Here is a 21,897-nt window from a genome sequence, read left to right as displayed (position 1 = left end):
TGGCGCGGGCTTTGACTATCTAGACTACATAGTTACAAGCCTTGTCGCCCGTGCCAGACACCGCCGAATCTAGCGCAGCGATCCTCAGTTGCGTCAATGTTTCTACCACCTCTTTTTTGTTCATGATCGCTTGACATTCAAGACAGTCGCTACTATTCTCTTAACTGAACCGTATTGAGGTGTAGGTTGGGTGGAGGAACGGAACCCAACATTCACGCATACTTTGTTGGGTTACTTCGGATAAGCTTGAGTCATTTAATCATTGCTATATATTATTTTTCGTAAAGCGCAATACGTTCAACGTTTAATGATTCGTTATCGTCACCGCTTGCCTTTTGAATCAAAAGGCTAACATTTTTACTATTCCTTTCCAGAATCCTTTTACGAGCCTGTTGGATTAATTCGTCTGTAATGTCGAATTCAAAATTCTTGGTGACTGGTTCAGCAGTTGGCGACACAAGGAAGGCAATTGTGCCAACAAAGAAGGTATTTATGTCACTCTTAGACTCATCATTAGGTAGGTCTAGATACACATCGTAAGTGCTGTAGGGTCTACCAGTATAAGTAACATCAATTTTTAATGTATAGCCGTTGAAATCTGGTGAATTTGGGTTGATCTGATCCAAAAGTCTAAATTCTGTTAACTTCTGAGATGTGAGATTTACCTCTACTTTAAGAGGATGCTCGCTATCAACAACCTTGTTTATTTCTCGTGAAGCAAACTTCTTGGCAGAAATAGATGGCTGTTCTGATGAGAGTTTAACGATAGGCGTGTCATCATTAACTATAGGCGTGTCATCATACTTATAGCCCAAGTCATAAACCTTTTCAATTACTTTCTCTAAGGTGTATGTAACTTCTTTTGATTCAATTGTGCCATCATGCTTTACTACAGCGTCAAAAAATTTGTATTGCCAATGGTTTTCATTATCTGCCTGTAAGTCAGCCAAAGTAACGAGCTTCCCTTCCTCAGTAGTCCACTGAGCCCATAAGCGATCAATGTTACCGTGGTGAAGCCAAAATATTGGATCAAAACCAGCACTGGGAATCTCAGTCACTAAGCCTGTATTCTTCTGAGAATTATATATCTTATTGAAGCCGTTTTTGGGAGGATAAAATCTGATATCGGGAGTCTGAAAATCCAATCCGCCAATATATGGATGCATAATTATGTGGGGATTCAATTCGATTAAAGTATTAAAATCAACAAATTCCCTTTTGTTTCTGAGATCCTCCACTCCCTTGTATAGCTGCATTTCTAAAAACTTTTGGTCAATCTCTTCGCCGTTTAGCAATCTCTCAGATCGTCCATCCTCATAAAGACTATTGCCTACAAATTGTTCGTTCTGATCTTTCTTATAGAGAATAGCAGGTTCTATGAAGGCTTTCGGCATAGTTAGAAATATCTTATTTTCCGGCACTGTTTTTGATGGCAAAGAATCTAAACTGATATATCTCCAGTAAGGTAGGGCAAAATCTTTATTTCCGGAAAGCACACGCACAATATTTTCAAAATGATAAAGGTAGAATCGGTGCCAAACTAAAAAGTTGCGTCCAGATGTTGTACTGTTCTCGATATGGGTACAGTTGTTCCAAGCTATTTGAAAACCGGGATTGCTTTGAGTGTAAGAAGAACATAGCGGATTACTTGTTAAACCAACTATCTCTTCAGGCTTTGTCGGAAGCCAATGAATTGCTCCTTGGTAATACCAACTCAGCGGATTGGTACAGTCCATCGCACGCATCTTTTCAAAGGCAATTTTCAGTGATTCAAGATCCTTTTTAGCTTCTGGTGAGTGAGCGTTCTTCCGAACGTAAATTGTTGAAGCTTCAGCTGGAGTAATTACCATCCCGAAAGCTAAGATGGTGCACATCAGAATGGGTCCTAAAAATTTAAGAAGGTTTTTGAGTAAATTTCTACTCAAAAAAACCCCAGAAATAGGCAGCCGTTTAAAGAGGTTCATATTTTTCCTCTAAATAATTTTGTTGAGTTATTGGGCTTGATTAGAGCAAGCAAAATTTTTCTACTTACGTTACTCCTTTTGCTTAGGAAATGCGTTAGCAGACTCTTGGTGGATAAATATTTTGCTTTTAGATAGCTGACATTTCCCCAACAAAATTGCACACCACAGATGTACAGTGGTTCACAATTTTGTTTTTTCTATATCTCTATGACGTAAGTTATGCCAAAACCTATTGACTGAGCAATCAACTATTTTGACAGAGCAAGTCTGTTTTAGAGACTTTTATCTCTCAAAAATAGCTATCAATCTTGATCTAGTAATTTATCAACTAGGGATATGTCAAAATTCAAAAATGATGTCAATAGCATAACAGCGACAGTTTAACACCCACCTAAAGATAGTTGCAAGATATAAATAAAGTATTTTTGTAAAAAAATATACCGATATATATTAAGAAATATTATGTATAAATACGATCGCCTAACTTAAGCAAAGATGAATGTGCGATCGCCAAAAAACCAGGTAAAAAGTATACTTTTTAAGTAGCGGATGAGTCACAAAAGTAGATTGAAGGGCTGAAAGTCCTAATTTAGCGTTGATTTAGCTTGTTGAATAGTAAACTTCACGATTTAAACCTTGATTAAGTAATTGAACGCTCTACTGGTTTTCAAGTTACAAAATAGAAAAAGGTGTTGGGTTTTGCAATTATGAATCAGCCACTGCGGACTTTGGGAGTTGTACCAAATGCTTGGATGGTAGATAATGCGATCGCAGATATTACCCGTTCTCCCAAAATCCCACAACCCGTTATCTTAACAACCGAAACTAAAACCCTGCGCCTTGACCTGGCAAAAGCCGCAATCCTCGTGATTGATATGCAAAACGACTTTTGTCATCCTGATGGCTGGTTGGCGCATATCGGCGTGGATATTACCCCTGCACGTCAACCCATTGAACCGTTACAAAATTTACTGCCCAAACTGCGCCATTTTCAAGTACCTATAATTTGGGTAAATTGGGGTAATCGCCCCGACTTACTCAACATCAGTGCGGCTTCACGTCACGTCTACAACCCGACAGGCGATGGTGTGGGCTTAGGCGATCCCTTACCCAAAAACGGTGCTAAAGTACTGACAGTGGGTAGTTGGGCTGCTGCCGTAGTTGATGAACTATCACCCTTAAGCGAAGACATCCAAATTGATAAATACCGCATGAGTGGCTTTTGGGACACACCCTTAGATAGTATCTTGCGGAATCTAGGAGTAACTACAATATTTTTTGCTGGTGTGAATGCTGATCAATGTGTATTAACTACACTTTGTGATGCCAATTTTTTAGGCTATGACTGCATCTTAATTAAAGATTGTACCGCGACTACTTCTCCCGATTATTGTTGGTTGGCAACTTTATACAACGTCAAACAATGTTTTGGCTTTGTCACCGACTCTCAAGCACTTTTCACAGCTTTCAATCACCCAGAACTAACAGCAGGAGATTCAGAAAATGCACTCTACTAGTTGCGTAATTCCTGTGATTAAATCTCCCAAAGATTATCAAGCATACCGCATCAATCCTAATGATACGAATCGGTTAGCCATTATCTTTGATTCCACCAACGCTAACACTTCTTTAACTTGCTGCATAGAAATCTTTGACGTAGGTGGACAAACACCACCCAACCGCCATCAGTGGGCAGTGGAAATGTTTTTCATCCTCAAAGGCGAAGGCATCGCAATTTGTGATGGTAAAAAAGTGGCAATTAAAGCCGGAGATAGTTTATTAGTACCGCCTACAGGTACACATTTAATTAAAAATACAGGTTCTGGTCGCTTGTATACACTGACAATTATGGTTCCCAATGAAGACTTTTCGGAATTAATTCGCAGTGGCACACCCGTAGAATTAGATACCGAAGATATGGCAGTCTTTAGCCGATGGGATACTTTCATGCCTTATTCCAGATAACGCTATAAATTAAGGTTGCAGAGGTGAAGCGATCGCTTTAGCTATACTGACACATACAACAAGTAATAGAGTTAAAAGCCCAATAATTACCTTTTGTATTTAACTGTGCCAAAACTCCTGATCAGTCTTTCCATTTAAGCAAATTTTTCTCACCAATCAATATGGTTCAAGCATACGAAGACAATAAAAGTTCATATTCATCCCCCAACAATGTGAACCTCTCATACCCAAAAAACAATACAAAAACCTCAACAGGGCGCAAACATATCGAAACAGAAGCATCACTGCTCTCTGTTGTCAGCTTTCCCCAAATACCTTTTGAAATCAAAAACTTCGTCAGTGCCGAACATGGCACAACTCAAGTACTATCAACTAACGAAAGTACCGGAGAATCTACCCAAAGAGTCATCCTCAAACAAGGCTGGAACGCACCTATTGGTCACTTCACCACCGACGTAGAAATTTTTGTCCTAACAGGTACACTCTACCAAGGTGGGTTTAAACTCCGCAACCTCAGTTACTCCTTCATCCCGGCTGGCATACCTACAGGCCCTTGGAAAACCGAAGAAGATACCATACTTTTGTGGATGCCAGATGCTACCCCCACATACATTACACAAGACTACGCTACTCTAGAGCAAATCCCCGAAAACTCTGTATATCATCCAAATATGCAGACCCATCCACGGATGACTGAATACGTCCCTTTGCAAGAACTCCACGCCATGAAATGGGAAAGCACAACATTTCTACCCCCAGGTTCAGCGCGTAAAAGTTTGTATACCAATAAAAAAACCGGACGTGCTACATGGATACTTGGCTTAGTACCTATGTGGATTGAAGGTAACTTCTACGCTGGACATCCCACCACCGAAGAAGCCTATGTCATCAGCGGTGATGTACTAGGACATTGGTCGATGAGTGACGATCCATTTAATAGACGCTATGCCGCAATGTGCAAAGATGGTTATTATTGGCGACCAGCACACATACCACATGGCCCATTCTGGACAGAAAGTGGTGCGCTACTTTTATTTAGAACTAATGACCGCCTAGATTGTTATTGGATGTTACATAACCCAGACATTACTCAACAGGATGAAAACCGTCTGCAAGCTGCACTTAATCAACAAAAGTGATGATTAAATTTTTGTGCTAACAGATGCTGATTCATTCAAAAAATCGGCATCTGTTTTTTGTGTACAAGATGAATTTATAAAGCCTTATCCCACTCTAATTGATGAGCTAAACCATACTTAATAAAATCATCTACACTTGCTTTATCACTCTTACCAAATACACCTAAACTGTAAGGATTGTCTTGCATTCGCTGTGCAACTTGTTCTTGTTCAAAACTGATTACTTCGTCTCTAGGTTTATCTGGTTTAAAAAAGTCTACAACCAAAACAGTTCGATCATAATTAGTGTAATTGTGCGGACAATGGGGATAACTATGATCTAAAATCAAAAACTTGCCTTCATGCCAATAAAGTTTTTCATGACAAATTTTCATTGCCACATCACCCTCTGGCACAATTAAACCTAAATAACCGCGATTCATGTGCGGGTTATAGTTGACATGAAGCTTAATATCTAAACCTGGATGAAACGTACCAAAATAAACGTTTCTCAAAATAGCATCATGACTAAAATTTACTTTCTCTATAGCATTAGCTAAATTGGGAAAATATTTATTCCTAAAAGCCCGAGCTTGTGCTGATGCTGCTTCTGTTGGATAATCTGGATATTGGATTTGATGTAATTGAATATATTCTTCAATAAATAAACCTTGAAATAAAATTCCAAAAGCACTATATTTGGAATCGCCTTTGGTTTTAATAGTTTTACTTTTAGGCCCTAAAACATCGTAAGCAAACTTTAACTCGGCTGACGATGAGTGCTGCCGAAATTTGGTAAACTCATCTCTAATTACTTGCCATTCATCTTGAATACTTTTGAGAAAATAAAATTCTTCGGGGTTGAGATGATACTCATTAAAATTTGCCATTTTTTTATCCTAGAGATAATTGAATAAAAAACTGTTACATAATTATGGGTTATTGCTGGAGTTCCGTTACTATGTGGAAATTCCTAGTTATACCTTAACTTAATCTATTGTCATTATTTTAGTGTGAAGTCTACTGTGTCTGAATCTCCTTTATTAGATAAAATTATCAAAAATGTGCGCCTAGTTCGACCTCATCATGATGCTGTCGAATTAACTGATGTAGGCATTAAGGATGGAAAATTTGCGGAAATTGCTCCTCATATTAGCGCAAACCAAGCTATAGAAGTATTCGATGCTAAAAATTTCCTGGGATTTCCTGGGGTTGTGGATGCTCATATGCATATTGGAATTTATCAACCCCTTGATCAAGATGCAAGGACTGAAAGTAAAGCTGCTGCAATGGGAGGAGTAACCACAAGTCTCAACTACATTCGCACAGGACAATATTATCTAAATAAAGGTGGTTCTTACCGCGATTTTTTTCCTGAAGTATTGAGTTTATCTGCAGGTAATTTTTTTGTTGATTATAGCTATCACGTTGCACCTATAGCGAGTCAACACATCGCCGAAATCCCCCTCTTGTATGAAGAATATGGGATTAGCTCATTTAAAATTTTTATGTTTTATGGTGGTTATGGTCTGCATGGTTTGTCAGACAAACAAAATTTATTTTTGATGATCAATAAAGAGGAACGCTACGACTTTGCTCATTTTGAATTTATCATGCGTGGCATCACTCGCTTAATGGCACAATATCCCAGTGCCCAAGACACTATTAGCTTGAGCTTACATTGCGAAGTTGCAGAAATTCTCAACGCCTACACCAAAATAGTCGAAAACGATATTAGCCTGAGTGGACTGAGTGCTTATAGTGCGGCGCGTCCTCCCCATTCTGAGGGGTTAGCTATTTGCATCGCTGCTTATTTGGCGCAGGAAACTAACTGTGCAAATATCAATTTGCTGCATCTGAGTTCCCGCAAAGCAATGGAAGCTGCTTTAACTATGCAAATTGCTTTTCCTCATATCAATTTTCGCAAAGAAGTCACTGTGGGGCATTTACTATTAGATGTTGATACACCTAATGGTACTTGGGCTAAGGTGAACCCACCGATTCGTCCCCGCGCTGATGTGGAATATTTATGGCAAGCTGTACTCAATCATCAAGTAGATTGGATAGTAAGCGATCATGCTTGCTGTTCTGCTGAACAAAAACGCAATGCAGAAGACCCGAATAATATTTGGTTGGCGAAGTCTGGTTTTGGTGGTACAGAATATTTACTTTCGGGTGTGATGAGCGAAGGTAGTAAGCGGGGTATGTCTTACAATCAGATGGCTAGGTTGTTGTCTTGGAACCCATCACGGCGTTTTGGTTTGCAGACAAAAGGTGATGTGGCTGTTGGTTATGATGCGGATTTGGTGTTAGTAGATCCCGATGAAAGCTTTGTGGTTAATGCGGCTGAATCAGAGTCACAGCAAGGCTATACACCTTTTGCGGGTATGGAGTTAACCGGAAGGGTAAAGAGTACGTTTTTGCGGGGAAATTTGATTTATCACAATGGCCAGGTTTTAGGTTCACCGACTGGACGCTATGTCAAAAGAAATTAAAAGTATTCCCAGATAAATTTCCTGAGTTTAGTAGGATGGGCAAATACTTGCCACCCTAATCTTGGATGAATAACTATTTATTCTGTATAGCAAGTTGTACCATACGTAGTTCCGACTTGAAATTTATTACATTGTTTGGGAATTAGACGTTGTGGCGACCACCAATAGGGTTTATCTGAGGTGATACTCCCGACTGATAAAGTGGTGAGGCGGAAGTTCGCTCCGCGAAAATTGGTGAACTGCAAATTAGCACCTTGTAGATTAGTAGCTTCTAAATTGGCTCCAATTAACCCTGTAAAGGACAAATCTGCATTTTGGAGGGATGCTGATTTTAAGTTTGAGCCTGTTAAAGAGGCGTTAGTGAGGTTGGTAGATTGCAACACGGCATTTTCGAGATTTGCGCCTGTTAAGTCGGCGTTGGTGAGGTTTGACTGAGTGAAATTTGCTCCTTTTAAGTTAGCTCCGCGCAAGTTGACATTAGTTAAGTTAAATTGACTCAAGTCGGCTCCGCTGAGTTCGCATCTAGGACAAGCACCAGATGTTTTTAATTGTTCTAGGTCTTGCTGATTCAGGGCAAAGGCTGTTTCTGTGAACCCCGCACAAACTATTAGAGCAACAAGGCTGACAATCTTGTGTTTCATCAGAGAAATGGGTTTTAAACCCCGCCCTTAGCAACACGGAGGGCGGCTTTACAAAGACTTCTAAGCAACAATTAACCCGTTAGAACGACGAATTAACCGTACTTTGCAAGAAGCGATCTGCCCTAACCGTTTCCAGTTAGCGTTGCTGACAGATACTTGTTTTTCGGTGTCGCCGGACACATAGCCAATCCCTTTTGGGGAGTTAACTAAATCACTTTTACGAACACCATAACGAGTTGTAGATCCGCCATATTTACGGCGCACTCCACCCCTGACTGGAACCATTAAATGCAACTGGCGACGAGAGTAAGGGGGACGGCGAATTACTCTAAACACCGCAGGCGTAATTGCGACACTACTAAACCAATTGCCACCATCAACCTTGATTGTGTGGTACTGACGATACTCAACAAAAGCTGTTGCTGCAATAGCCACGCCATCGACAGCATGAGTATTAAACTCTAGCTTGGATTTATCAGTTTTATTTTTGGCTAATCCTAAGTGTTTGCGAGTTGATGCAGTTTGATAGCCTTCAACCTTAACAACTGGGACAAGCTGTTCTAGCTGTTTTAACATCCACTTTTGTCCAACCATGACCGCAGAAAAACCTTTACCACTTCTGGCTTTTTTGCGTCCACTAGTGAGGTCTACATCTGCCCTAACGTACTCGTAACGAATTTCTGAGACTGGGTAGATTTTACAAAGCTCAGAAACAATTCTGAGTTCTAGTTGACGATTGGCGCGGATTGACGGAGCTAATTTACCTTGTCTTCGGTTGGAAAACCGTTTTTGGCGATGTGCGCGTTTAGAAAAAATGACCTTACGATTAATTCTTCTGCCCCTACGACCACGACGCATTAATCGCCTTGCGTCCATGCGGTCACGCACTATTTGAAACGGCAAAATCAAATGTGCTGTATACAGAGTGAATTTGGCTGACTGAACGCCAATTCCAGAATAAAGTTTGCCAGGGTCAATCCCAATAACAATATCTTGGGTATTGCGTCCAGATGGTTCACCGGTCAGTTGCACATAAAACTGTCCGCAATCTGACCAACGCTTTACTGCTTTACCCGACTCTACCCACTTCCTAGCCCTTGCAGGTGTTGTGGGCATTAGTGCTTGGTGCAAATTGTCTACTACAGGTACTCGTTGCATTTGGTATAACCCAAAATTGTTTTAGTCGCTTTGCCCAACACAATCAAGATGTCTTAGCTTTACCTAACGCTTAACCAATCAAGCTTACAGATAGTCCGAACTAGCGAAACATTCGGAAGTGTGTACCAGATTGTGTCTCAATGGGCTATTCACTTCTTGCATCGGAATAACTGGTTATTCCAATCCCCGCACTTTTAGGGCGGGGTCAGTGAAACTTAAGATATACACATATACAGCTTGTTCCGCAAATCCTAGCAATGAAGTGGTGATGAAGAAGCGATAAAAATAGTATAAATTATAATTTTGGGACTACCCAAAACTAGAATTAGGTTTTAAAATCGATTCGTAAGGAAATATACAGAACTCACTATAGACTACCACATATGCGATCCCCCTAGCTAGAAGAATCAAGTAGCTAGGGGGATTTTGATTTAGAGTATATTTACTTAACGCCATCCTAAAAAGCGCAATCCTGGAACGATGAGATAATGGCTAATGCCTAACCAAAAACTCATCAAAATTCCCACAACGCTAAATAAAGCCAAGGGTAAGCCTAGTTCTGACCAAGGTGGCTGTTGCGAAAAATTAAATAATGTAGTGGGAAAGCCTAAAATAAATAAGCCGGAAAAAATACTGGCAGTACCGAAGGCAGCAACTAAGGCATAGGCTAAGTGATGACTGCGAAATTTAAAACCAAGAGATAGTAAAAACACTGAGATAGTGATCATCGCTACTAAGCCGTCACTGCTATCTTTTGGCGACATTACTTCCCAACATAGCCAGCCAAAACTGTAACTAATAATACCCATAACTGAGGCGACTAAAAATCGTCGTCTTTGCCCAAAACACCCAGAGGTTGTGAGTCCCCAAGCAGTTCCTAAGCCTGCGATCGCAAATAATACCAAATTTGCACCAATGTTAGTTTGCACATTAGGCACAATTTCTGGTAGCTGACTCCAGATTAATTGAACGATGCGATCGCCTAAAATGGTGCGGTATGCCAAAAAGAAACCAAAAATTGTCCCAATACAAGCCCCCAGAGCCGATAACAACATGGCCCAAATTGTGGCTAAACAGGCTTGAATCATCTTGAGCAAGGCTTTCGCCACAAACAAAACCACCTTACCCAAAGCTTGCAAACCATCAGCTAAAGTGCGCTCTATCGTTTGGATGAATAAGGATAACTGATTGCTGGCTTGGGTGGAAGTTTGATTGGCTGAGTTTTTGAGTTGGTTAAACAAACCTGGCTGATGAGAACGGCTAATCTTAGTCAAGCGTTTGAGAATTATAACTGCATTTGCAGGACGCGATCGCACATCTTCCTGCACCATCTCATCCAGCAAATCAGCAAACTGGGGGTTTACATTGACTTGGTTGCGCCAACGAAGTTCTCCTGTTTGTACATCTTCCAATTCTGGCGGATACTTACCCGTCAGCAATTCAATCATTGTGCGACCAAGAGCGTAAAAATCAGCCGCCGGCCCCACATTACCCCCAGTTACCTGTTCTGGTGGACTGTAACCAGACGAAAATAAACGCGTTGAACTCGACTCACGTTTGAGTGTTGCGGAATTAAATTGTTTTGCTCCGCCAAAATCAATCAATACTAGCTGTTCCCAACCTGTTTTGGCTTGGCTTGGTGGCGCAGTTGAGGCTGGTATCCGCAACATTAAATTAGACGGTTTGATATCGCGGTGAATAATTTGGCATTTATGCAGTTCTTGTAAAATTTTGACAGCTTGCGTAAACCAACTCAGCACCAAGTTTTCTGGACATCCTTGAGGATAGTTATCCAACATCTCATCCAGAGTCGGCCCATTAATTTTTTCCATCACCAAGCAAGCTAACTGGCGTTGTTTGGGACTAGACAAAGTTACCTGAAAAAAACCATCAGCCTCGACTTTCGGCACGCCAGGATGCTGCAAACTAATTAAAACAGCCGCTTCTTGTGTAAATAACTCTAGGGCTTTGGGGGAATCTTCCACCAATACTTTTAAAACTTTTTCGCTTTGGGTCTTCTCGTCCCAAACTGTGTAAATTTGAGCAAAACCACCAGACCCTAAGGGTTGGAGTGGCACATAGCGGTCTAACAGTTGTAGCAATGCGCCACAACTGTTACAAAACTTGTTTCCCCAAGGTTGGGGATAAGGACGTTGACAAGTAGGATTTATGCAGTGAACCGCTAAGTTACCGTGCATCTAGTTTAACTGTTGATTTTTATTAAGCTGCTCATCAAAATGGTAGTTGCCAGTATTTGAGCATAAGTCTTACGGATGTTTGAACAAATAGCAACTTCTATTTTATGTTTATGCGAACAGAGTTTAGAACTGTTGACAGTTTGACAGTTAAAAATTTTATCTAATCACTCTGGGTAAAATCCTGATAGCTGATGTATGAAACCGCAAAATTCAGGATTTCGGCGGATAAATAATGTATTTTTTTACACCTAATTTCAATTAGTAATTGGCAAGAATAAATAACAAGTTCCTTGCCCCGCAAGAATTTTAGGATGAGGAAAACGCGCTTAAGTCGGCAAAATGTCAGTAGTGATTCTATGACAGTGGGTTGAAATAATAGACAAATGTCAATTTCTAGTGAAAAAGGAGAGCCACTTGGGCAGCTCTCCAGATCATCAGGGTGCATCTACTTAACACAGCATATCATTTTTGCCCTGAGGAGTATCACCCATTATTTGTTTTTTTGTATAAATATTGTTAAGAAATTTCCCTTAGACTACTTAGAAATAAAAAATTGTGTGAAGACGGTAACTTTACTGACTTTGTTCCCGGCAATGGGAAAGAGGGAATGGGTAATAGGAACTATGTATAGTAGAGACTTAAAACCCTTACTAACCTGTTTCCTTCTCCCTATTCCCTGTTAAGTGTTAAGTGAATCTACTTCACTCAAATTAGGAATTGAGCTTTTTCTCGACTAGTTCGTTAGTTAATTTAGGATCAGCGCGTTTGCTGGTCTTTTTCAGAACTTGTCCTACAAAGAAACCTTTGAGATTGGTGTTACCGCTACGATATTTTTCTAGTTCTTTGGGGTTAGCCGCGATAACTTCATCAACAATTGGTTCGAGGACGCTGGGGTCGGTGATTAACTCTTGTCCCGCAAAGGCTTTTTCTGGAGGTACGCCTTGGAGTAAATCAGGCAATTTTTCTTTAGCTTGGGCGTTGCTGATTTTGCCTTTTTCAATGCGAGTAATCACATCAGCCAAGTTAACTGCAGTTAAGCCAATTTGGGTAATGCTCAATTTTTGCTTGTTGAGGTAAGCGGCGATATCTTGGGTAATCCAGTTAGCTGCGGCTTTGGGATTAGCCCCAGCTGCGATCGCACTTTCAAAATACTCACCTACTACACGTTCTTCTGTTAAAACTCGCGTATCATAAGCTGAAAGCCCCAACTCCGTTTCATAACGATGACGTTTGTGTGCGGGTAGTTCTGGTAATTCACTGCGCCAGTTTTCTAATTGCGTATCAGATACTTCAATGGGGGCTAAATCTGGTTCCGGGAAATAGCGATAATCGCTAGAACCTTCCTTAGTCCGCATACTAATTGTGCGTTGCGAACCTTCTTCCCACAGCCGCGTTTCTTGAATAATGCGTTCCCCTGCTTCCACAGCAGCGATTTGGCGTTCAATTTCGTATTCAATCGCCCGTTGAATGGCGTTGAAGGAGTTCATATTTTTAATTTCTACCTTCGTGCCAAATTCTTTTTGTCCCACAGGACGCACGGAAATATTCACATCGCAACGCAACGATCCTTCCTGCATATTGCCATCACTCACACCGAGATAGCGCAAAATCCGGCGTAATTCTTGGGCATATTCGGCGGCTTCTTGCCCAGAACGGATATCTGGTTCCGAGACAATTTCCACTAATGGCACACCTGCACGGTTGTAGTCTACCAAAGAGTAGCTCGAACCAGACAAGCGATCGCTACCTGCATGAACTAACTTTCCTGCATCTTCTTCCATATGCAGACGGGTAATCCCAATGCGTTTACGCACAGGATTACTATCAGCATCTACCAACTCAATTTCTAACCAACCATGTTCAGCAATCGGTAGATCATATTGAGAAATTTGGTAATTCTTCGGCAAATCAGGATAAAAATACTGTTTACGGTCAAATTTACTATATTTAGCAATTTGGCAATTCAACGCTAAACCGGCTTTGACAGCGTACTCTAGAACTTTTTGGTTAAGTACAGGTAAAACCCCAGGTAATCCCATACATACCGGGTCAATGTTAGTATTTGGTTCAGCGCCGAATGCCGTAGAACTAGAAGAGAAAATTTTTGTATTTGTACTGAGCTGACAATGGGTTTCTAAACCAATAATCGCTTCGTACTCAGTTTTGACTCGAGTAGCAGAAGTCATAATATCTAAAGTTCAAGCAATTTACACGTAGATTACTATTTTAGCCCCGCCTCTTCCCAACCCATACACTCACGGGGCTATTTATTCCCCCACACCCAACACCCCGCCCCGGAGGGGATGGTCAACTTTTGTAGTTGTGTCAAGATGTAGGTAAGCTTGGACAACTCATGCAATGTTAGGAACTGTATTAGCCGGGCGTTATCAAATTCGTCAAATCTTGGGTGGAGGTGGATTTGGTCAAACTTACATAGCCCTAGATACCCATCGTCCTGGTTATCCTAAATGTGTCGTCAAGCACTTTCAGCCTGTCACCCATAACCCCGAATTTATGGAAACAGCTAGACGACTATTTACCTCTGAAGCAGAAACATTAGAAAAACTTGGCCATCACGATCAAATCCCCCGACTGTTAGCATACTTTGAAGAAAACCGAGAATTCTTTTTAGTACAAGAGTTTATAGAAGGCCATTCTTTGAAAGTAGAAATGCCACCAGGACAACCTTGGTCAGAAAGTAAAGTTATCTTACTTTTACAACAAATCTTAGATATTTTAAAATTTATTCACCTTCATAATGTCATTCACCGAGATATCAAACCAGACAACATTATAAGAAGACTGCAAGATAATAAATTAGTCCTAATTGACTTTGGTGCAGTCAAAGAAGTTCAAACACAAATGATTAGCCCCAAGTTAACAGAAATCACTGTTGCTGTTGGTACTCCTGGTTATATGTCTCTAGAACAAGTCAGAGGTAAACCACGCACCAATAGCGATATTTATTCTTTGGGTATTGTTGCTATTCAAGCACTTACAGGTTTAAATCCCCGAGAATTAGAAGATGACCCTCATACTGGAGAAATTTTATGGCAAAATCGCACCCAAATTAGTCCAGAGCTAGCAAATATCTTATCCAAGATGGTGTTAAATAACTTCAAAGAACGCTATCAAACAGCAACAGAAATTTTACAAGTATTACAACAGCAATTTACTTTTACATCAGAAAATCAAAATACTTCAATATCCTTACATTTAACCCAACCACCTCAGATTTCACAAACTCAAAAAGAACCAGCAAACATCAATAATTCAATTCTTTCCCGAGAAAAATATAACGCACTGGAAAATTTATTTTCAACATTTGTCGGCCCAATAGCTAAAACATTATTAAGAAGAGCTTCATCTGCACAAACTCATCAAGAATTAATCGATAATTTAGCGATTCATGTAGTCGAAACACAAAAAACACAGTTTAAAGAAGCGGCAATATTACTACTTGAAAAACAAAATTACCCTCAACCTTCATCACAAAATGTTCAGCCAGTCATCAATTTAGATATTGATGACCGTTTTATCAATCAATGTGAGCAAGAACTATTAGGTATAATTGGCCCAATTGCTCGTTTATTAGTTCAAAAAACAATTAAATCTGTTGACATAACAACTTCGCGCGAGGAATTTATCAAAACTTTAGCTGCGGAAATTCCAGATGTACAGCTAGCCAAGCAATTTCAGCAACGTTTAATTAGTTAAATTAACCTTTGAATATGCACTAATTTTGTTTATCCAAGATGTTCATAGCTATCATTAAACTATATTTCATCCGGTTGAAGGCAGCTGCTAAACTACCAATTTCATCATGGGCATTTTCCTCAAACTCTGCACTCATATCTCCAACGCTAACTTTTTGGGAAATTTTTTCAATTTTTTTAATGCGTTGAATGATGGTTTTCTTAATTAAGAAGTTAATTAAAATAACTATGATGGCAAAGATAGTCACTAAAAATGCCATAATTAGCAGCCAAGCTCTGTGTGCGCTGTCAAATATTTCCTCAGAAGGAACAGATACTATCTGCGCCGCCACAATTTCATTCAGGTTCCAACCAAAACCATTTTCTGAACCATAAGTTCGCAACTGACTTTTAGGTGCTTTATCCGGTGTGGAATGACATTGCAGACAGCTTTGCTCTGTCACAGCTAATGGTCGCGCAATATAAAATACTGTCCCTTCTGGTAAACTCCGAAAATCTGCAATTTGTTTAAGAGCAGGATTTTGGCGAAATCGCTCTACAATTTTTGCTTCATAACTATCAGCTTTATCACGTAAATTCGTAGGATTTAAAGTAGCTTCTTTGTAGAAAAAATTCTGATATTCTTCATTTTTACGTAAATTAGCAAATACCTCTGTAGCAGAGTAGGCAGGTACTGTTTCGGGTATAAATAATGGTTCTGTTTCTAGCCTCGACAATAGTAGATTTCTCACTTTATCTTGTGTGTACTTTCTTACAGAACTCATCGTTTTAATCAGAATAGAAGCTTTAGCAGTTACTTCTATTTGCGCTCGATGCTGGAGTACACTAGATAATGCAGTGCCAGTTACTATAATACTGATGATAAAAACTATAGTTAGAAGTAGCGTAAACTTCGTACCAATTTTTAAGTTTTTTAACATTAATTTATTTTTTAATACTTTTTTATATTAATTAACTCTAGCTAATTTTACCGAGAAAAGCAAGTATAATCCCTGTAATTAAAATCAGAATGCTTAAGAAATTATCACGTCGTTTTGTTATCGGCCAATTGCTTTTATTAATAGTTCATAGCTGTAAATCACAAAAAACGCCGGCAGGCGGATTAACTATTGGTGTGATCGATTATGGTGGAGGAACACAAATCATTAATCAGTATGCTAGATTTAACCGCTACTTAGCAGAAAAAACCAAAGCCAGAATTAGTTTAGAACCAACTTTTAACGAAAATAAAGCTATTGAGCGTTTAGAATCTCGCGCTTGGTCATTAGTATTTGCACCACCAGGTATAGCGGCTATTGCGATCGCACGTTATCAATATATTCCTATTTTCCCCTTAGTCGGCGTGAATAATTTACGTTCTATATTAGTTAGCCGTCAGGATAGTCCCATCCAAAATCTCAGAAATTTACAAGGTAAAAAAGTAGCCTTAGGAGAATTAGGTTCAGCTACAGGTTATTATTTTCCACTTTATAATCTTTATGGATTAACATTGGCGCAAGTTATCTCTGCACCCATACCTCACACAGTGTTGGAATTAGTAGCTCAAGGACAAGTAGATGCTGGTGCTGTTTCAATTGAGGAATACAACCTTTACACATCAACTATCCAAGATACTCAACTTCGCATCCTTTATACAGATCCGCATTATGTTCCGCCTGGCGTAGTTTTAATTGGCTCAAATGTAGAAAGCAAACGTCAAGAATACATTCGCAAAATTATGAGTGACTTTCCTTCAGAAGTAACTCAAGAAGCTGGATATATACCCAATGCAACCATACCAGATTACAAATATATGATTAGTGTAGTTGAAAGAGTCCAATTACTGACTAATAACCTAAAAAAAACACCTGTACAGTTATTTGATAAAACAATTTAGCTGTGTTGATAGATATGACATCAAAGTAGAGTTTAGAACATCCAGATACAATAAAAATTAAATGTCAGCCTTAGAGGATGTTTTAAAAATTTTGAGTGAATATAAACTCATATACATCAAAGCCCGTGACGAGGATTGAACTCGTGACCTCACCCTTACCAAGGGTGTGTGAAACAACCGATTATCAAGCCTTTGAGCAAGTCGCATAGTTGGGTTATGCAAGAACTATGCAACTTAGAGAATGTACGAGACTGGAAAGCCATCATCTAGAGTTCCTAAGATTACCCCACGCAACAACAATGGCGGAATCATCATTAGGTTTCAATACCAAGGGAAGCAATACTCAGTCTCTCCTGGTGGTAAATACAGCGACAAACTAGCGATCTCAAACGCCAATAGAATCGCTAGTCAAATCAAAACAGATATCCTTGCTGGCTACTTTGACCCCACGTTAGAAAAATATCAACCAAAGGTTAAACAGCCTGATAACGTTGTTTCAATAAATAAAGATGTTGCGCGAAACCTCAAAGATTTATGGGGACAATACAAGGTAGCTAAACGACTAAGTGTAGCTGAAACTACTCAAAAAGAGAAATGGTCACAGATTGATAGATGCTTGGCAAAAGTATCACCAGAGATGCTTAACTCAGAAAATGCTCGGTTGTTGATACCAGAATTACTCAAAACCTATTCTGGTACTACACTTGAACGCATCATTAACGATATACAAGCTTGTAGTAGTTGGGCATTTGAGACTGGATTAATTAGCCTGAACCCTTGGCGAAGACTGAAACAGCAATTACCTGATAAACCTCAAAGCGTTAGAACAAAAAAAGCATACTCACGAGAAGAGGTTAACGCTATCATTCAAGCGTTTAGAGGTGATTGGTACTGCAACATTAAATCAGCTTTCAAAGATAGCTGGTATGCTGATTTCGTTGAATTCCTGTTTATAACTGGTTGCCGCCCTGAAGATGCGATCGCATTAACTTGGGATTCTATCAAAGATAAAGTAATTGTCTTTGATAAAGCATATTCCTGTGGTGTGTTAAAAACTACTAAAAACAAAAAAGCGCGAATCTTCCCTATTACACCACAAATTAGAGAGTTATTAGAGCGACGCTCAACCTATATTTCTATCATTCCTAGTAAATTAGTCTTCCCATCACAAAAAGATGGCTACATTAACTTAAGAAACTTTACACGGAGGTATACCAAGAGAATTGTAGAAAATTTAGTTAGCGAAGGTAAGGTAAAGCAATACTTACCTACTTACAATCTTAGAAACACGAGTATTACTCATTATCTCCGTCAAGGTGTCGATATAGCTACAGTAGCAGCATTAATGGAAACTTCAGAAGAAATGATTAACCAGCATTACTGGAGTCCAGATGATGACATTATCAACAATAATGCTCAGTTACCGGAGATTTAAAGAGGTACAACAGCAATTTGCAACAATGTATCTGAAGTATGGCGATTGCGTAAGGGTGAACAACATGAAACTTTATCTAATACACAACGGGTATTAGAAATAGGAAAGTCTCGTTCAGGTTGTACTGGAAAACATCTAATTAATTTAGATACAGATGATTATTCTTGGAAGCATCAAGGTAGTTTTGGGGAACCAGACAACACTCCCAAATCTCTAAAAGACAAATTACTAGGTTTTCTTGAAGATCAAGCAGGACGTGAATACACATTAGAACAGCTAGGAACCACGTTTAGTAGCAATAAAGAAACAGTTAGACGTAACTTAGAACAACTACGCACAAAAGGACTGATTGAGCGTAAAGAGAAAAAAATGCACACTAAAGGTGGTATGCAAAATGTAATTTTTTATTTTGCACCTAACACACTGACAAGTGTGGAACCTTGCTCTGAAATGCAGCCATAGCAAGGTTTAGAAGCCTCTACACTGGGGATAACACTAAGGGTCAACGCTACTTTAATGTTGACCCTTATAGCCAAATACTTCATTAATATATTCAGAACAAATTATTGTTTTAGTTCCTAAACTAGATAATTACTAACTTCACCATAGCTTTTCTTAGCTTGCACGTCACTTACTAAATCATGAAACCCTCGCCATTATTTGGCAAGGTTACACACACTCATACTGTGGAACCTATTTTGAAACCTATAGTGGAGCCTTCAAACACAATCATAGCAATGGTTTTAGTCAAGGTTCTACACATTTATAGATGATATACCTAAAAGTGATAATGCTGGAAAGGATAGAAGCAAAATACTTCAGAGATAAATTAGTCAATTTTACTTAGATATTTACAATTAATATTTAATTCTAAATACAGTGGGATTACTAAACTATTTGGTAATAATTAAAGTTATCTTCGTAAGAATGCCGTTACCTTATATCTGCTGTAAAGCATAAAATTTTAGAATTAACATTATGAAAGAAATAATAGAAAATTACAATAAAGAATTAAAAAATATAAATGAAAATATAAAAATTAATTTTGATAATACTGAATTAATAAAACAACAAATTCAACAATTAAAAAAGAACCACAAACGAGTTGAGCAAATAAAAAAAGATATTAATTCTGAACTTAAAAACCTAAATGTTACAAAATTTATTAATCAAGTAGGAGAATTTGGTAATCGTGGTTTAGAGATAGCTAAAGGTGTTGGTAAAACAGCATTAGGTTTTAAATTGAGAATGGCAGAAATAGCAATTCCTCTTTTATCCGATGTTGTCTCAACAATAGGTGATGAATTATTAGAGTCTGGAGTTGAGGATATATTCAACTCTAAATCAGATAAAGATATTAACCACTCAAGAGAAAGAGAAATATATTTATTATTGAGTCTTCAAGAATTAAGTGAAAATATTATTAATAATATTAATGAAATCAGCCAACTAGTTGAACCATGTAAATTTAAACTACATAAAAATAAAACTATTGACTTGCATGAAGAACTTAGAAAAATTTTACCATCAATTAGACTTGATTTAGAGTGGTTTAATTTACAAAGTATAGAAACACAATTAAAAAATAGTCTAGAAATAAAAAATAAGCTTGATAGCCTACACATAAATATTCAAGAAATTATAAAAATAGGTAGCGATAACACAGAAAGACCATTAGGATTAAATCATAAATATGTTTTAAATTCTACTAAATTAGAAGCATTAGTAACTAAATTAGAGGGATATATATGTGGAATAAAAATTAACTCTAAAGGAGAATTCATTTTTATAACTTATAATAAACAAAGCATTAGTTTAGAAAAATTAATCTCTAAGTATGAGAATTTAAATAAAAAAGTAGAATCTCTTAAATTGCAAACTGAACATTTTCAAGAATTTATTAAAAGTAATCTTACTAATAATTTTTACAGTATCAAGAGATCCTTAGAGGAAAAGAATATAGATATTCAATCTGCTCAATATAAAATAGACGCAATTAGTAAAATAGTTAAATTAGATTTAAAAGAAATCAAGACTAAATTAATTAAACAACATATTGAGCAATTAACTAATGTAAAAGAACCATTATTTGCTTTAAAAGAAAAGATTGATCGATTAGCTCAAACATTGAAAAATTGTAATACTGAATTTGATATTAAACCTGCGACAATAGAAAAGTTTATATCTATATTTGGTAAATCCTTAATAGGATTAGAATTCCATACTAGTGGTGAAGTTATTTTAAATGTTAGTTCTAAAAAAGATAAAATAACTGATATATATATTCAATATTTAAACGTATCTAAATCTATAGATAACCTTATTCAAGAAGCTAACCAGACAATATTATCTGCAAACAAACAGTTAAAAAATAAACGAATATTAGGAATAGTAATTTTTTCTATTACACTATTGATAAGCCTTAGTATTTTGGTAACTGCTACTAAGCGTACACAATTACAACAGTTAATAGCATATCTAAGTATTGTTAGAGATACTGTTGATAGAGACAGTAACTTAAAAATTGAAGAAAGCTCGGCATATAAAGTTAATCAAGAAAAAGAAATTATATTAACAGATATAAAGTATAGTGAAAAATTGAAAAATGCTCAACAATTAGCTATGGAAGCTTCTGTTATAGTTCAGAAACCTCCTCATCCGCCAGAAGTATGGCAACAAGCAAAATCAAAGTGGCAAAAAGCTATTAGTAGTTTAGAATCTATTCCACAGAATTCTAAAATTTATCCTCAAGCCAAAGATAAACTCGTTTTATATAGGAATAACTATAACGCTATCAATAAAACAATTTTAATAGAGCAGAAAGCCTTAGAAGACTTTAAGTTAGCCCAACAGAAGGCGTGGCAAGCCGCTCTTACTGTTCAAGATAAACCTCAGCAACTTACCTCATTGCAACAAGCACAATCGAATTTATCCCAAGCAATTGATTTATTAAACTCTATCCCAAAAAGTACTTTCATTTCTAATAAAGCTAATGAGAAAATAAATTATTATCGTAGTAATTATAAGGTCATAAATAGCAAAATACAAAAACTTATAGTTAAATAATTTTCTAACTTTAATTTATTTAAGTTACTCTAACTATACTAATATAATATTTATGCCCTGATATATATTGAAAACTGTTTTAATTGAATAAATTGATATATAGCGTATTGCGGTTTATTTATAGTCAATACTGCAATTCATCCTGTTGTGATGCGCCTTATTTCTCACAGTGAAATTATAATACTTAGCTTGATATATGCAGTATTTTGACATGAGTATGTGTCAATTGTTGATAATTGCCTTTATAAGCCTCTATAACTGTTAA

The 21,897-nt window shown here is 37.9% G+C and carries 16 protein-coding genes; 9 read left to right on the top strand and 7 right to left on the bottom strand.

Annotated features, from left to right (window positions below):
- Positions 1 to 272: 272 nt before the first annotated feature.
- The gene (locus tag H6G69_RS21300; RefSeq protein ID WP_190691113.1) at positions 273 to 1,964 is read right to left on the bottom strand and encodes a tyrosinase family protein; all 1,692 of its coding nucleotides are present in this window, start codon (positions 1,962 to 1,964) and stop codon (positions 273 to 275) included.
- 707 nt (positions 1,965 to 2,671) lie between these two features.
- Here H6G69_RS21300 and H6G69_RS21295 point away from each other — a divergent pair.
- The 3 genes from H6G69_RS21295 (at position 2,672) to H6G69_RS21285 (ending at position 5,068) form a co-directional block, all read left to right on the top strand.
- Positions 2,672 to 3,481 (top strand): cysteine hydrolase family protein, encoded by an 810-nt coding sequence (locus H6G69_RS21295; protein ID WP_190691112.1) that lies wholly within the window; start codon positions 2,672 to 2,674, stop codon positions 3,479 to 3,481.
- Positions 3,468 to 3,929 carry a cupin domain-containing protein gene (locus tag H6G69_RS21290; RefSeq protein WP_190691111.1) on the top strand — a complete coding sequence of 154 codons (462 nt, stop codon included), beginning with the start codon at positions 3,468 to 3,470 and terminating at the stop codon, positions 3,927 to 3,929. The genes H6G69_RS21295 and H6G69_RS21290 overlap by 14 nt, the downstream gene beginning before the upstream one ends.
- Before the next feature lie 161 nt (positions 3,930 to 4,090).
- Complete coding sequence (locus H6G69_RS21285; RefSeq protein ID WP_190691110.1) at positions 4,091 to 5,068, top strand: DUF4437 domain-containing protein; 978 nt, start codon at positions 4,091 to 4,093, stop codon at positions 5,066 to 5,068.
- Positions 5,069 to 5,142: 74 nt separating this feature from the next.
- On the opposite strand, the gene H6G69_RS21280 is transcribed toward H6G69_RS21285, so the two are convergent.
- Positions 5,143 to 5,937 (bottom strand): aspartyl/asparaginyl beta-hydroxylase domain-containing protein, encoded by a 795-nt coding sequence (locus H6G69_RS21280; protein WP_190691109.1) that lies wholly within the window; start codon positions 5,935 to 5,937, stop codon positions 5,143 to 5,145.
- 135 nt (positions 5,938 to 6,072) lie between these two features.
- Between H6G69_RS21280 and H6G69_RS21275 the strand changes: the two genes are divergently transcribed.
- The gene (locus H6G69_RS21275; RefSeq protein WP_190691108.1) at positions 6,073 to 7,542 is read left to right on the top strand and encodes an amidohydrolase family protein; all 1,470 of its coding nucleotides are present in this window, start codon (positions 6,073 to 6,075) and stop codon (positions 7,540 to 7,542) included.
- 77 nt (positions 7,543 to 7,619) lie between these two features.
- On the opposite strand, the gene H6G69_RS21270 is transcribed toward H6G69_RS21275, so the two are convergent.
- The 4 genes from H6G69_RS21270 to gatB all read right to left on the bottom strand — a co-directional run bounded on the left by H6G69_RS21270 (position 7,620) and on the right by gatB (position 13,725).
- Positions 7,620 to 8,183, bottom strand: coding sequence for a pentapeptide repeat-containing protein (locus H6G69_RS21270; protein WP_190691107.1), 564 nt, complete (start codon positions 8,181 to 8,183; stop codon positions 7,620 to 7,622).
- Between the two features lie 60 nt (positions 8,184 to 8,243).
- On the bottom strand, positions 8,244 to 9,341 hold the full coding sequence (locus H6G69_RS21265) for an RRXRR domain-containing protein (RefSeq protein WP_190691106.1): 1,098 nt from the start codon (positions 9,339 to 9,341) through the stop codon (positions 8,244 to 8,246).
- Between the two features lie 446 nt (positions 9,342 to 9,787).
- Entirely contained in the window at positions 9,788 to 11,539 is a 1,752-nt protein-coding gene (locus tag H6G69_RS21260) for a serine/threonine-protein kinase (protein ID WP_190691105.1), read from the bottom strand.
- Positions 11,540 to 12,249: 710 nt separating this feature from the next.
- Complete coding sequence (gene gatB / locus H6G69_RS21255) at positions 12,250 to 13,725, bottom strand: Asp-tRNA(Asn)/Glu-tRNA(Gln) amidotransferase subunit GatB (protein WP_190691104.1); 1,476 nt, start codon at positions 13,723 to 13,725, stop codon at positions 12,250 to 12,252.
- Between the two features lie 172 nt (positions 13,726 to 13,897).
- Here gatB and H6G69_RS21250 point away from each other — a divergent pair, with 172 nt between their 5' ends.
- Positions 13,898 to 15,256, top strand: a complete 1,359-nt coding sequence (locus H6G69_RS21250; RefSeq protein ID WP_190691103.1) for a serine/threonine-protein kinase — start codon at positions 13,898 to 13,900, stop codon at positions 15,254 to 15,256.
- A 19-nt stretch (positions 15,257 to 15,275) separates the two neighbouring features.
- Here the strand turns inward: H6G69_RS21250 and H6G69_RS21245 are convergent, their stop codons facing one another.
- The gene (locus H6G69_RS21245; RefSeq protein WP_190691102.1) at positions 15,276 to 16,175 is read right to left on the bottom strand and encodes a DUF3365 domain-containing protein; all 900 of its coding nucleotides are present in this window, start codon (positions 16,173 to 16,175) and stop codon (positions 15,276 to 15,278) included.
- Between the two features lie 89 nt (positions 16,176 to 16,264).
- On the opposite strand from H6G69_RS21245, the gene H6G69_RS21240 reads away from it, so the two are divergent.
- The 4 genes from H6G69_RS21240 (at position 16,265) to H6G69_RS21225 (ending at position 21,632) form a co-directional block, all read left to right on the top strand.
- On the top strand, positions 16,265 to 17,131 hold the full coding sequence (locus H6G69_RS21240) for a phosphate/phosphite/phosphonate ABC transporter substrate-binding protein (RefSeq protein ID WP_190691101.1): 867 nt from the start codon (positions 16,265 to 16,267) through the stop codon (positions 17,129 to 17,131).
- A 241-nt stretch (positions 17,132 to 17,372) separates the two neighbouring features.
- Positions 17,373 to 18,566, top strand: a complete 1,194-nt coding sequence (gene xerC, locus H6G69_RS21235; protein ID WP_190691100.1) for a tyrosine recombinase XerC — start codon at positions 17,373 to 17,375, stop codon at positions 18,564 to 18,566.
- Between the two features lie 45 nt (positions 18,567 to 18,611).
- Positions 18,612 to 19,028, top strand: coding sequence for a hypothetical protein (locus H6G69_RS21230; RefSeq protein WP_190691099.1), 417 nt, complete (start codon positions 18,612 to 18,614; stop codon positions 19,026 to 19,028).
- 516 nt (positions 19,029 to 19,544) lie between these two features.
- Entirely contained in the window at positions 19,545 to 21,632 is a 2,088-nt protein-coding gene (locus H6G69_RS21225) for a hypothetical protein (RefSeq protein ID WP_190691098.1), read from the top strand.
- Positions 21,633 to 21,897 lie beyond the last annotated feature (265 nt).

The sequence above is a fragment of the Nostoc sp. FACHB-110 genome, from assembly GCF_014697425.1.
GTDB lineage: Bacteria > Cyanobacteriota > Cyanobacteriia > Cyanobacteriales > Nostocaceae > Nostoc_B.
This window is presented reverse-complemented; position numbering and strand designations above follow the sequence as displayed.

Coding starts and splice junctions, on each gene's coding strand:
- H6G69_RS21300 (WP_190691113.1), bottom strand. CDS start 1,964: ATGAACCTCTTTAAACGGCTGCCTATTTCTGGGGTTTTTTTGAGTAGA.
- H6G69_RS21295 (WP_190691112.1), top strand. CDS start 2,672: ATGAATCAGCCACTGCGGACTTTGGGAGTTGTACCAAATGCTTGGATG.
- H6G69_RS21290 (WP_190691111.1), top strand. CDS start 3,468: ATGCACTCTACTAGTTGCGTAATTCCTGTGATTAAATCTCCCAAAGAT.
- H6G69_RS21285 (WP_190691110.1), top strand. CDS start 4,091: ATGGTTCAAGCATACGAAGACAATAAAAGTTCATATTCATCCCCCAAC.
- H6G69_RS21280 (WP_190691109.1), bottom strand. CDS start 5,937: ATGGCAAATTTTAATGAGTATCATCTCAACCCCGAAGAATTTTATTTT.
- H6G69_RS21270 (WP_190691107.1), bottom strand. CDS start 8,183: ATGAAACACAAGATTGTCAGCCTTGTTGCTCTAATAGTTTGTGCGGGG.
- H6G69_RS21265 (WP_190691106.1), bottom strand. CDS start 9,341: ATGCAACGAGTACCTGTAGTAGACAATTTGCACCAAGCACTAATGCCC.
- H6G69_RS21260 (WP_190691105.1), bottom strand. CDS start 11,539: ATGCACGGTAACTTAGCGGTTCACTGCATAAATCCTACTTGTCAACGT.
- gatB (WP_190691104.1), bottom strand. CDS start 13,725: ATGACTTCTGCTACTCGAGTCAAAACTGAGTACGAAGCGATTATTGGT.
- H6G69_RS21250 (WP_190691103.1), top strand. CDS start 13,898: ATGTTAGGAACTGTATTAGCCGGGCGTTATCAAATTCGTCAAATCTTG.
- H6G69_RS21245 (WP_190691102.1), bottom strand. CDS start 16,175: ATGTTAAAAAACTTAAAAATTGGTACGAAGTTTACGCTACTTCTAACT.
- H6G69_RS21240 (WP_190691101.1), top strand. CDS start 16,265: ATGCTTAAGAAATTATCACGTCGTTTTGTTATCGGCCAATTGCTTTTA.
- xerC (WP_190691100.1), top strand. CDS start 17,373: ATGTACGAGACTGGAAAGCCATCATCTAGAGTTCCTAAGATTACCCCA.
- H6G69_RS21225 (WP_190691098.1), top strand. CDS start 19,545: ATGAAAGAAATAATAGAAAATTACAATAAAGAATTAAAAAATATAAAT.